General features: G+C 58.7%; 10 protein-coding genes and 1 pseudogene. 7 read left to right on the top strand and 4 right to left on the bottom strand.

The genetic code is table 11. The features are described from left to right. From AC13Q5_RS30225 to AC13Q5_RS30210, 4 genes and pseudogenes are all read left to right on the top strand, one after another. A pseudogene (locus AC13Q5_RS30225) lies at positions 1 to 178 on the top strand (S-(hydroxymethyl)glutathione dehydrogenase); the annotation flags it as partial. A gap of 139 nt (positions 179 to 317) precedes the next feature. After that, positions 318 to 689, top strand: coding sequence for a PsiF family protein (locus AC13Q5_RS30220; protein WP_075857257.1), 372 nt, complete (start codon positions 318 to 320; stop codon positions 687 to 689). A 168-nt stretch (positions 690 to 857) separates the two neighbouring features. Further along, positions 858 to 1,766 carry a TIGR03571 family LLM class oxidoreductase gene (locus AC13Q5_RS30215; RefSeq protein WP_075857254.1) on the top strand — a complete coding sequence of 303 codons (909 nt, stop codon included), beginning with the start codon at positions 858 to 860 and terminating at the stop codon, positions 1,764 to 1,766. Positions 1,767 to 1,875: 109 nt separating this feature from the next. Continuing rightward, positions 1,876 to 3,177 (top strand): hemolysin family protein, encoded by a 1,302-nt coding sequence (locus tag AC13Q5_RS30210; protein ID WP_488504188.1) that lies wholly within the window; start codon positions 1,876 to 1,878, stop codon positions 3,175 to 3,177. A gap of 251 nt (positions 3,178 to 3,428) precedes the next feature. Here the strand turns inward: AC13Q5_RS30210 and AC13Q5_RS30205 are convergent, their stop codons facing one another. Continuing rightward, positions 3,429 to 4,343: a DMT family transporter gene (locus AC13Q5_RS30205; RefSeq protein WP_488504187.1), complete on the bottom strand. Its 915-nt coding sequence runs from the start codon at positions 4,341 to 4,343 to the stop codon at positions 3,429 to 3,431. A gap of 406 nt (positions 4,344 to 4,749) precedes the next feature. Between AC13Q5_RS30205 and AC13Q5_RS30200 the strand changes: the two genes are divergently transcribed. Further along, a complete protein-coding gene (locus AC13Q5_RS30200; protein WP_488504186.1) occupies positions 4,750 to 6,762 on the top strand; it encodes a putative bifunctional diguanylate cyclase/phosphodiesterase in 2,013 nt (670 codons plus the stop codon). Positions 6,763 to 6,801: 39 nt separating this feature from the next. Here the strand turns inward: AC13Q5_RS30200 and AC13Q5_RS30195 are convergent, their stop codons facing one another. The 3 genes from AC13Q5_RS30195 to AC13Q5_RS30185 form a co-directional block, all read right to left on the bottom strand. Next, entirely contained in the window at positions 6,802 to 7,920 is a 1,119-nt protein-coding gene (locus tag AC13Q5_RS30195) for a lactonase family protein (RefSeq protein WP_488504185.1), read from the bottom strand. Positions 7,921 to 8,124: 204 nt separating this feature from the next. Continuing rightward, complete coding sequence (locus AC13Q5_RS30190) at positions 8,125 to 8,841, bottom strand: FadR/GntR family transcriptional regulator (RefSeq protein ID WP_457880626.1); 717 nt, start codon at positions 8,839 to 8,841, stop codon at positions 8,125 to 8,127. Positions 8,842 to 8,962: 121 nt separating this feature from the next. After that, positions 8,963 to 9,547, bottom strand: coding sequence for an NADPH-dependent FMN reductase (locus AC13Q5_RS30185; RefSeq protein ID WP_488504184.1), 585 nt, complete (start codon positions 9,545 to 9,547; stop codon positions 8,963 to 8,965). A gap of 404 nt (positions 9,548 to 9,951) precedes the next feature. Here AC13Q5_RS30185 and AC13Q5_RS30180 point away from each other — a divergent pair, with 404 nt between their 5' ends. Together AC13Q5_RS30180 and AC13Q5_RS30175 are read left to right on the top strand one after the other, a co-directional pair. After that, positions 9,952 to 11,430, top strand: a complete 1,479-nt coding sequence (locus tag AC13Q5_RS30180) for a sugar ABC transporter ATP-binding protein (RefSeq protein ID WP_488504183.1) — start codon at positions 9,952 to 9,954, stop codon at positions 11,428 to 11,430. A gap of 55 nt (positions 11,431 to 11,485) precedes the next feature. Then, positions 11,486 to 12,490, top strand: a complete 1,005-nt coding sequence (locus AC13Q5_RS30175) for an ABC transporter permease (RefSeq protein ID WP_075855910.1) — start codon at positions 11,486 to 11,488, stop codon at positions 12,488 to 12,490. Positions 12,491 to 12,548 lie beyond the last annotated feature (58 nt).

Raw genomic sequence — 12,548 nt, 5'->3', positions numbered from 1 at the left:
GACGGCCTTCGGCGGCGCGCGCGGCCGCACCGATGTCCCGAAGATCGTCGACTGGTACATGGAGGGCAAGATCCAGATCGATCCGATGATCACCCACACCATGCCCCTCGAAGACATCAACAAGGGCTTCGAGCTCATGCACTCCGGCGAAAGCATCCGAAGCGTCGTACTGTATTGACGAAGCAGGCAGCCTAGTTGGAATTATTTGGCAGTCCGAGCGACGGATAAGCCGATGACCATCGTTCAAGAAGGACGCCGATCTCGTGATGGGGTCGGCGGCTTGAACATGAATGGCCTTCAGGCAAAAGGATATGCCCATGACCCGCAAGCTGTTAAGTGCGACCGTCGCCGCTCTCTTCGCCCTGTCTTCCGCAACCGTGGTCTTCGCCCAAACGACGACACCTGCGACGACCGCAACGCCAGCTCCCGCCACGACCCCTTCCACATCGGCACCATCATCGACCATGCCGTCGAAGGATGAGATCAAGACGGCGCGGCAAGCCTGCCGGCAGGACGCGACGGGGCAGGGCCTCAAGGGCCAGGCGCGCAAGGACGCAGTCAAAAGCTGCCTGCAGCAGAAGTATCCGGTTCTGGCAAAACGCAAGACATGTCATGACGAAGGCGCGGCCAAGGGTCTGGAGAAGAAAGCATTGCGGGACTACGTCAAGCAATGCATCACCGCGAGCTGAACAGCGTCCAGCGCTCACGGATCCGCACTGGACCGGTTATACAATGACAGTCCGCTCCACGGAGCGGACCACCTGCCTCGCATAATCACTGTATCCGTCACGTCCCCCTTTTCCTTCTAGGCAAGCCTCCTTATCTCCCTGGCAAGGATATAGATTTCAGGGCGCAACGTGCTTTTCCATCCCAACCGACTTTCATTCGGCATAGTCCTGCCGGCGCAGACGAGAACAGCCGCCGACATACGGTTCGATACCCAACTCGGTATCGCCGCCCAAGCCGACAAATTGGGTTTCGATGCGCTGTGGGTGAGGGATGTCCCCCTTAACAGCGAAAGCTATCCCGATCCGATCGGGCATGCCGATCCATGGGTCTTCCTCGGAGCGTTGGCCGCATCCACATCCAAGGTAGCGCTGGCGACGGGCGCGATCGTGCTGCCTTTGCGGCATCCACTCCATATCGCCAAGGCCGCGCTGTCCGTCGCCTCCCTGTCGAAAGGTCGGTTCGTCCTCGGTCTCGGTTCGGGAGACCGGCCGAGCGAATATGACGTTTTCGGTGAGGATATCGAGAACCGCAAGGCGCTCTTTCAATCGCATTGGGAGCGCCTCGCCGCTGCGCTTAGTCCGGATCAGAAAGTCATCGATGAAGGCGATCGCGTGCGAAACGAGTTCGCCGTTAGACCTGCGCTGCAACAACCGCCCATTCCCATGGTCGCGGTCGGCTCATCGTCGCAATCTCTCGAGTGGATCGCGCGCCATGCGACGGCCTGGATGACCTATTACCGGCCGTTGCCCGTCCAAAAAGACCGGTTGGCGCTTTGGCATAATGCGCAGGCTAAGGTAACCAAGGATTTTCGCGGCTTCGGCCAGTCCATGGTCCTGGAACTGCTCGATAACCCTCGGGCCTCCTATGAGGAGATCAATCTCGGCGGCAGAACCGGCAGGCGAGGGTTGATCGACGCCTTGTCGGCGATGCGTGAAGCAGGCATTCATCACGTCGCCTTCAATCTTGTCGCGCAGGGTCGCCCGCCCGGGGAAACCATGGAGGAGATCGCCGCGGATATTCTACCGGCCATCCAATAGCTTCAGCGAATTGCCCTCGATGGTGGCGTCAAGGAAATCATGTCCATGGGGCGCTGGCTTTTGCGGCCCCTGCCACCTATCTTTCGGCTGAAACCAAAAAGGGCCGATCTTGCTTCTCGAAATTTCCATCGTCATCGTTCTCACCCTCCTTAACGGCGTGCTTGCCATGTCGGAATTGGCGATCGTCTCATCCCGTCCTGCCCGTCTGAAGGTACTTTCCGACCAAGGCAGCGGAGGCGCGGCCATGGCGATGAGGCTGGCCGAGGAACCGGGCCGCTTCCTTTCAACCGTACAGATCGGCATCACGCTCGTCGGCGTCCTGTCCGGCGCGTTCTCGGGCGCCACGCTCGGCGCTCGGCTGTCGGGCTGGCTCGCCACACAAGGTCTTTCAGTCGCAGCCGCCGACGCCATCGGCGTCGGTTCCGTCGTGGTCGCCATTACCTATCTGTCGCTGATCATCGGCGAGCTTGTCCCGAAGCAGGTCGCTCTGCGTGCGCCGGAAGCGGTCGCCAGTAAGGTCGCGCCGGCCATGGTGTTTCTTTCGCGGGCCGCAGCGCCGCTCGTCTGGCTGCTGGACATTTCGGGACGGCTGGTTCTGAGCGCGCTCGGCCAATCCGGCAAGGCTGCGGATGGTGTCAGCGACGAGGAAATCAAGACGGTTCTGGCAGAAGCGCAAAGTGCAGGTGTCATCGCAACAGAAGAGCAGGCGATGATCTCGGGCGTCATGCGATTGGCCGACCGAACCGCAAGAGCACTCATGACACCACGTCGCGACGTGGAAGTCATCGATATCGAGGATAGCTTCGACGAGGTTCGTGAGCAGCTTCGCCGCACCGAAAAGGCGCGATTGCCGCTGCGCAAGGACAGCTCCGACGAAATCGTCGGCGTGCTGACGACCAGCGATTTCTTCGATGCGCTGGCTTCCGGCGGTCAGGCCGACATTCTGAAGCTTGCCAAACAGGTGCCGATCGTTTCAGACCTTTCCAGCGCCCTTGACGTGGTCAAGGCGCTGCGTCGCTCTTCTTCGCATATGGTGCTTGTCTATGACGAATACGGCCACTTCGAGGGCGTCATTACATCCGGCGACATCCTCGAAGCCATCCTGGGAGCCGTGGAGGAAAGCGATGCAGGCGGCGAGCAGGCTCTCGTCCGCCGTCACGACGGCAGCTATCTCGTGTCCGGCTGGATGCCCATCGACGAGTTCGCCGATTTCATGAACCTGCAGATCGAAGACGATCGCGACTACCAGACCGTCGCAGGCTTCGTGCTGCAGGAATTGCGGCATCTTCCGGATGTCGGCGAAAGTTTCTCGAAAAGCGGCTGGCGCTTCGAGGTCGTGGATCTGGATGGCCGCAGGATCGACAAGCTGCTGGTAAGCGCGGATGACACCGCTCGCAAAGCCGATCACTGAAGCTCATTGCGTCAAAAGACAGAGCTTTCCAAATCGCCATTAAGTTCCATAACATAGATTATCTGATGTTTGTTTGCAGGCAGGGCAGCTATATTTTATCTCCAAGTGCAACGAGATTTCGGCGTGTCCCGCTATTATCGGCAATTGGCCCTCGCCCTTTCACACCGCCTCGTCGAACGCAAGGTGTCGATCAACAAGATTGCACGTCAGTCCCTGCGTCTTGGTAGCCTGCTGTGTGATCTAACGACGCATCAATGTCCATCCCGAGCAACGGCGTCTTTCGGAACCGTATCGACCAGATTCTTCCGATGAAAAATGAAAAGCCCGGCAAGAACAATGATGACGGAGCCGACGACGATCTGGATGTCGGGAATATCACCGAAGAAAACGAAACCCAGCGCGATCGCCCAGACAAGCAGGCTGTATTGAAGCGGAGCCAATAGTGACGCCGGCGCGAGCTTCAAGGATCGGGTTATCAGCATGTGAGCGCCGCCGGCAACGATGCCGAGAGCAAGCATGGCACCGAGATCGAGCGCCGAAGCAGAACGCCAGTCTCCGATGCTGAGCACCAACCCGGCGATGAGCGCACCGACCGTCTGCCATGCGACGAGCGTCGCATCGGCAGTCTGCCGCAGCCGGCGCCCGAGCACCAGGGTCAATGCGAACGCAAGGCTGCCGCCAAGGCCGAAGAGCGATGGCCAGGAAAACATCGCCGCCGATGGTCTGAGGGCGATCAATACGCCGATAAAGCCAACGAAAACCGCCAGCCAGCGCCGCCAGCCGATCCTTTCATTGAGGAAGAAATGGGAGATCGCCGCCACATAGATTGGACCGGCCATATAGAAGGTCATGACATCGGCAAGCGGCAGATAGGCGACTGCGGCGTAAAAGAGAGCGACGTCGAGCGTTGTCATGACGACGCGCAGAAGCTGCAACGGCGGCCGTTCGAGGCGAAAAAGCGCATCGCTGCCCTGCCGCGCGATCATCGGCACCAGAATAATGAACGAACCGAAGGAGCGGATCACCAGAATTTGACCAACGGAGAAACTCGCAACCAGCCACTTGCCCATGGCATCGTTCAGCGAAAACAGGAAGTCGCCGAGAAGCATCATCAGCATGCCGGCAAGCACAAGATTGCCGCTTGTTACGGCTTTGCCCACGCGCATGCTATTTTATCCTTGCGAATCCTGCGTTTCTACCACCTGGGCTTTAGCCGGTTTTGCCCCCTACCCGCAATGGCATTCATCGCCAACGGTTCATCCCGAAAACCCATCGGCCTCCACTGGATAAGCGTCCGCGCACTCTTTGCGGGCGGACGCGATCTTCCTGTAAAACTTGAGCGGATGTTTATAAATTCGGTTATATGATAACATTTATGTGAACAGACGAACCACACCTCGCCAGCGAGGACAGTCGACATGCCTATACGCTTTCATTGTTGCAGCATTGGCTGCCGATATTGTCCGCTTGCCGGGTGAGAGAACATAAATGATGCAGCCGCCGGATGGATCGCTAGAGCCTACGCACCGAGATCAAGACGGTGAGGACGAGCAGGTCCACGAGCCGTTTGAATTGCTTCAGGCTCGGTATCTGTCTCTCGCCGAGCGTTACGAATGGCTCGAGGCGATGATCAACTATGTGCCGGACTATATCTATGCCAAGGACACGAATGGCCGGTTCCTTTTTGCCAACATGGCGATCGTCCTCAACAATGGCTTCACGCATGTCGATGAGCTGATCGGCCTTACCGATGCCGAAATTCACCCCATGGCCGACGCCCACAAGATCGAAGAAGTCGAACGGCAGGTAATGGAGAGCGGCGAGGCCGATCTTGGCGTCGAAGAGCGGCGCCTCAAGGGCGAAGGTTGGCTCATGATGTCGCGGGTGCCGCTGCGTGACAGAAACGGCAACATCATCGGCGTCGTCGGTGCGTCCCGCGATATCTCAGCTCGAAAACGGGCAGAGAAATTGATGAGTGCCCAGACGAAACTTCTGCAGGATGTGGCGCGCGGCGTCGATCTTGATGTGTTTCTCAAGGAGGCCCGGACGCTTCTTGAGGGCTTGCTCAATGGCAGACGCGTCAGTTTCGCTCTCGACGGCGAGCAAGCCGAGCCGATTGCCGGCGACATCCTGGAATTTCCCATTTTCTCGCGGGATGGTGGCCGGCATGGGGCCTTGGTAACGATGCAGACCGATGGCGACGAGGCTGGACTTATGGAATTCTTCGCTGGCATAGCGCAGACCGTTGGAATAGCCATCGATCGCCATCGGGACATCGCCCACATTGCCTATCTGGCAGAACACGATGCGCTCACCGGGCTTCCCAACCGCATGTTGCTCGACCGCAAGCTCAGCGCCCTGCTTGAAAAAGCATCACGGAAGCGAAGGTCTCTGGCCGTTGCCTTTGTCGACCTGGACAATTTCAAGCTGGTGAACGACACCCTAGGTCATGCGGCTGGCGACGAATTGCTGACGGTGGTTGCGCAGCGCATATCGACCCATATCGGCGGTCGCGGCATCGTCTCTCGGATCGGCGGCGATGAATTCATCATTGTTCTCGAAGAGTCCCCCGAGCCGATATACGAAAGGCTCGCCGACGTTCTCGCGGACATATCCAAGCCAATGGTCGTACAAGGGGTCGAAATCCGCGTCGGCTGCAGCATTGGCGTGGCTTGCGCCATGGAGCATGGCAAGACGGCCTCGGAACTGTTCGCGAATGCCGACATGGCGCTCTACCGTGCCAAGGAAGCGGGGCGCAACGCCATTCGACTGTTCACACCGGCCATGGCGGAGGACGCCCGCAACAAGCTGATCCGTATCGAAGAATTGCGACGAGCTGTGGAGCGAGACGAATTCGTGCTCCATTATCAGCCGCAGAAAGAAGTTCGCAGCGGCAGGGTCATTGGTGTCGAGGCCCTTGTGCGCTGGCAGCATCCCACCCAGGGCCTGTTGCTGCCTGGCGCCTTCATTCCGCTCGCTGAGGAAACCGGGCTCATCGTTCCGCTCGGTGAAATCGTTCTGCGCAAAGCCTGCCGGCAAGCCCGGCTATGGCAGGATCGCGATCTGCCGGCACTGCGTGTCGGCGTCAACGTATCGGCCCGGCAATTTCTGGAGAGTTCGCTGACAAGCCAGGTCGCATCCGCGCTGCAATCTGCGGATCTCGATCCGCAATGGCTTGAGCTCGAACTGACGGAAAGCTTGATCATGCGTGACGTTGAGGGCGCCATAGAGCGGATGCATGAGCTGAAGGCGCTGGGTGTCAGCCTCGCGATCGATGATTTCGGCACCGGATATTCAAGCCTGAGTACCCTCAGGCGTTTTCCGCTTTCCCGGCTGAAGATCGACAGATCGTTCATTGCCGATATTCCGGAAAAGCTCGGCGATATGGCTATTACATCCGCCATCGTATCGCTCGGCAGAACACTCGATCTTGAAGTCGTAGCGGAAGGCGTCGAGACCGAGGAGCAGGCTCGCTTTCTCGAAAGCGCCGGATGCGAACTGCTTCAAGGCTATCTGTTCGCCCGGCCCCTTCCCTCCTCAGAGATCGAAAGCCTGATTGCCGGGGCGGCTGCAAAACCTGCGTAGATATTCGCCCGAGAGCCGCTTGACGCGCGCGGACGCTTCTCAAGGAAATGTCACGATCTCTATCCAGTTCGCGCCGGCATTGACCGGATATCGGCCCACCACGTCGAGACCGCCATCGGCTTGGTCGATAGCATAGACCGATAGCCTGTCGGACTTCTCGCCGGATGCGACAAGGAACCGCCCCGATGGATCGATGCGGATGCCGCGCGGCTGTTGTTCGGTCGGATAGTTTCCGACGTAGGTCAGTCTTCCGTCACCTGAACCGACGTGGAAGAGCGCAATCCGACTGGTGGTTCTCTCCGTCGTATAGAGGAATTTGCCGTCCGGTGTGATGCCGATATCTGCGGCCCAGATCTTCGGCTTGCCAGTGTCTGCTGAAGCCACAGCCGATGCAGACACACCGGATACCGCCGGACCAGGCGGCGCGATACCTGGCAACAGCCCGGCATGCTCAGGAACGGAAGCAACACTTTCGATCTCGCTCAATGTGCCCTTATCGGTATCGAGCGCATAGTGAATGACATGGCCGGTCAGTTCCGTCAGGACGTAGACGGCCTTGTTGTCGGGCGAGATGACGATATGCCGCGGACCAAAGCCGGTGCCGGTTGCAACCTGGATCGGATCATTCGGCTTCAGTATCCCGGTCTCGGGGTCGAGAGTGAATTGCTGCACGGCATCAGACCCGAGATTGGTGGCAAAGACATATTTGCCTGTCCGGTCACTGACGATCGAATGGGCATTGCGCCCGGTTGCGATCACTTGCTGAGCCTGCGCGGTGACCAGCCCGTTTTTGCCGATGAGCATTACGGCGATCTTGCTGCCGCCATAGGAAGCAGCGAATAGAAGCGCGCCCGTCGGATCGAGGGAGATGTAGGCCATGCTGTCGGGCAGAGCGGCAACGGCCTCCTGCCTTAACCTGCCGCTTTCGGGGTCGATCGCCAGCGTCAGTACCCGGTAAGGCTGCGCACGGATGACGGCATAGAGATGCCGCCTGTCGGGACTGACCGCCATCGGCATGACCATCGGGCCAACATCCACGCTGGATATTGGCGTGAGCGTGCCTGTCGCCCCGTCCATCCTGTACGCATCGATCGTTCCGGCAACTGCCGTCGAGACATAGACTAATGTGCGAGATACACTGGAAGAAGTCTGAGCCACGGATCACCTCATCCGAACGTCACTGCCGATTGAACCGGCAATGCTTCGGATCCTTTAGCAAATATCATGCGGCTGCCATCGAATGCGCGAAGACCCGATAGTCGTCTTCCCGCCTCGATCTGCATCACCAAATATACGGAGCGCCTCTTCCGAGAGGGCGTTTGTATCATATGACATAATATGACCATAACAGCGTGTCGAGCATTATTGCGCCTGCAACTCGGCCAGGAGGCGATAGCGTCGCTGGCTTGCCAGCATATGTGCCCGCATCGCCTGGCGCGCTCGCTCCGGGTCCTGGTCTGCGATCGCGGCCAGAATTTCCGCATGCTCGGCATGCACCTTCTCCAGATAGGCGCGATCATTCGCTTCAGGCAATGTCGGAAACTGTCCGCGCGGGATGGTTCGGGCGCCGAAATGTCGGAGCACGTCGACATAGAATCGGTTATTCGTGGCAGCAGCAATCGCCATGTGGAATTCAAAATCCGCTTCGACGGTCGACAGCTCCTGCTCTATCAGCAGCGCCATCTTGCGGTTGGCGGCAGCAATTGCAGCCTCCTGTTCAGCCGTTCTGCGATAGGCGGCGATTGCCGCCGCCTCGCCTTCCGCCGCCATACGGAATTCCAGCAATTCCAGTGTCTCGGGGATGCTTTTGACCTCGATGGGCGTCAGCAGCAGGCCGGATCGCGCCGACGTTTCGGAAACAAATACGCCCTTGCCTTGAACGGGTCTGACGAGGCCTGCAGCACGAAGATCGGCAATCGCCTCGCGCACCACGGTCCGGCTAACATCGAAGGCCGCTTCGAGCTGCGGCTCTGTCGGAAGCTGGTCGCCCGCCTGAAGCTTGCCGGTCTCAATCTGCATGCGCAATTCATCGATGACCCTTTGTGCCAGCCTTTGCCTCGCCCGGGCATTTGTCCTCATTCCCGATCCCCGATCTATTCCCGCTGATCAACCTCAGCTAAGTCTTACAGTCAGCGTTAAGTCATAATACGAATAGTCTTACCACGGGACGTATCGAATGCAATCGGGACAGGCAGGACGATTAGATTTCCCAGTCGGAGGTATATGCTCTGGATCTCAAGCTCGACGACAGCTCCAGCTTGACCTCGATCGTTTTGCACAGCCTTGCCGCAAGAGTGTCGGACAGGACGGCGTCATCGATCCAATCCCTCTCCGTGGCATAAACGACATAAGGATTGATCACGCATTTGAAATCGAGCATCAGCGACATGGCGAGGCTTCCATATGCCATATAGCTATGCGGGAGCCCGCCGGAACATACGAAGGTGACGATCTGGTCGAACCAGGCTGATTTTCGTCCGCCGGCACCTGTCGCGCCGGTGAGCTCGATCAGGCTCTTGGCAGCGCTACCCACTGACCAATTGTAAATGGGCACGGCAAGCAGCACGCCATCCGCATCGCGAATTGCACGACATAGCCTATCGTAGGAAGGGTGCTCATAGCAGCTCGAGTTGTCGAATACAGGCATCTCGATATCCTGAAGATCGATAAACTCGACCTCGGCGCCCCTCTCCCCCAATAAGCTTTCTGCCTTACGAGCCATCCGGCGGCTCCGGCTTTCCGGGTCCATGCTGCAGGACAGAACAGTGATTTTCGATGGACGCATCCGTGTCTCGCTCCGTCGCCAGCGGCACTGCCTGAAATCTCACTACATCTTAGGATTAAGCGGATTCTTCGCGACCACAACTGACTTTTTTCTGCGCAATCGCTGCATTCCATCGATGCCACGCACATCGCGCACTGTCAAAACGGCATTTTCAGACCAACGCATTCTCTGCAACCGTACGGAACATACATTCTATAAATATATAGTATTATCATATATTTAAATACATATCCCGAAGCAGATTCTCATCGATTATGATGACGTGCAATATCGCGATCACACGAATTCCACACAATCATATTGACATTTGTCGAAAGCACTTCGAATATTGTCAATATCGGCGCTGAGCGATGATCGACGATGTCGTCGGGAGCTGTTCCAGCATCCGGAGTGCGGAGGAGAAAGTGGAATTCCTGCTTGAAGTAGAAGGGCTGAAGAAGTCCTTTGGCGGTGTCGCTGCATTGCGTGACGGGCGCTTTCAGCTGCGGTCCGGCTCCGTCCATGCTCTGTGCGGCGGCAACGGCGCCGGCAAGTCGACTTTCCTCAAGATCCTGATGGGCATTCACAAGCGCGATGCCGGCTCCATTCGCCGCCGCGGCAAGGACGTGGATTATGCAAGCCCTGCCGAAGCGCTTGCGGCCGGCATCGCCATCATCGAGCAGGAACTCAGCCCCATCCCACACATGACCGTTGCGGAGAACATCTATCTCGGCCGCGAGCCATCGGCGCGTTTCGGCGGCATCGACTTCAAGACGATGAACCGCAACGCGCAGGCGTTGCTCGACCGGCTGCAATTCAACATTCGCGCCACGCAATTCATGATGAACCTTTCGGTCGCCCAGGTTCAGCTGGTCGAGATCGCCAAGGCACTTAGCCACGATGCCGAAGTGATCTTCATGGATGAGCCCACCTCGGCCATCGGCGAGAAGGAAGCGCAGCAGCTCTTTGCAACCATCGAACGCCTGAAGGGCGAGGGCAAAGGCGTTGTCTACGTCTCGCACCGCCTGTCCGAGATCTTCCAGATCGCAGATTCCTACACCGCCTTCCGCGACGGGTCCTATGTCGGCAGCGGCGCGCTTGCCGATATCGATCGGCCCGGCCTCATCCGCATGATCGTTGGCCGCGAGCTTGGCGAGGAATACATCAAGACGAACGTGCCGACGGCAACGCCGGGGCTGGAAGTCTCCGGCCTTAGCGCAGAGGGCAAAGTCAACGACATCTCGTTCACCGCTCACAAGGGCGAGATTTTCGGCATTTACGGCCTGATGGGATCCGGCCGGACCGAGATCTTCAACTGCATCTTCGGCGTCGATGCCGTCAGCAGCGGCCAGATCAAGCTTGCGGGAGCGCCCATTACCGTACGCAAGCCGGCCGAAGCCATGCAGCACGGCATCGCCTTCGTTACGGAGGATCGCAAGCTGACCGGCCTCAATCTGATCGACAGCGTGCGCAACAACATCTGCCTTGCGAGCCTGCCTGAAATGAGCCCGCGCTTCTCGATGGATCGTCGGGCTGAGGCCGGCGCCAGCCAGGACATGATCCAGCGCTTCGGCATCAAGGCGGCGCGCGACAGCATGCCGGTCTCCGGCCTTTCCGGCGGTAACCAGCAGAAAGTCGTGCTTGGCAAGTGGTTCCTGCGCAAACCGAAAGTGCTGCTGCTCGACGAACCGACGCGCGGCGTCGATGTCGGCGCCAAGCGCGAAATCTATCGCATCATCTGCGACTTCGCCGCCGAAGGCGGTACCGTGATCATGATCTCATCCGAAATAGACGAGGTTCTTGGCATGTCCGACCGCATCCTGGTGATGCGGCAGGGACGGTCCGCCGGAATTCTCAAGAGGGAGGAGGCCGACGCGCAATCGCTCGTGCATCTGTCGACCTGAATGCGACAGCGCACGAAGACAAGAATGAAGCGCCCGGCAACAAGAGGTATTTGCAATGTCCGCCACTGACAACAATCAATCCAACTCGTGGTTCGGCTCGGACCGGCGCAGGTTGATTATTCAGGAATACGGGATCTTTCTCGCCTTCCTGTTGCTCGCTATCGTCCTCTCGTTCTCGAATGAGTATTTCCTGACGGCAGGCAATATTTCCAACGTCTTGCTGCAGACCTCGATCAACGGCGTGCTCGCGATCGGCATGACATTCGTCATCCTCACGCGCGGCATCGATCTCTCCGTCGGCTCCGTGGTCGCACTGACAGGCATCGTTAGCGCAAGCTTTGCTACCACTTCGGCAACTGCCGGCATTGTTGGTGCGCCCTATCCGCCCTATGTCGCGCTCGCAGTCGGCCTGCTCGTCGGCATCGCCTGCGGTGCCGTCGTCGGCCTCATTGTCTCGCGTTTCGCCGTCCCAGCTTTCGTCGCAACGCTTGGCATGCTGTCTGCCGCCCGCGGCCTGACGCTGATCTATGGCGGCGGCAAGCCGGTTCCGGCGCTGACCCCGGATTTCCGTTGGATCGGCACCGGCAGCGTCTTGTCCATCCCGATGCCGGTCATCCTGCTTGCCATCGTCTTCATCGTCGCATGGTGGGTTTTGAACCGTACTCGCTTCGGCCGCTATATCTATGCCGTCGGCGGTAACCCGCATGCGGCCATTACTTCGGGCATCAATGTCAGCAAGCTGCGCTTCCTCGTTTACGTGATTTCCGGCGGTCTTTCCGGGCTGGCAGGCATGATCCTTGCCGCTCGCACCGGCTCCGCCCTGCCACAGGCCGGCATTGCCTATGAGCTCGACGCAATCGCGGCTGTCGTCATCGGCGGCACCAGCCTTTCCGGCGGTGTCGGCCGCATCACCGGCACGCTGATCGGCGCATTGATCATCGGCGTCATGAACAACGGCCTCGATCTCATGGGGATCCAATCCTACTACCAGCAGGTCCTCAAGGGCGCACTCATCGTCGGCGCCGTCATGCTCGACCAAAAGAGAAACCTGGGCGGCTGAGCCCAAAGAAATTCCAGTGTTCGCACTCGGAAAACCAAACGGCGCGTCGAGGCGACGG

This window comes from Martinezella sp. CNPSo 3964 (assembly GCF_057784375.1).
Note: the sequence above shows the minus strand (reverse complement) of the source record. Positions and strands in the feature narration are given on the sequence as shown.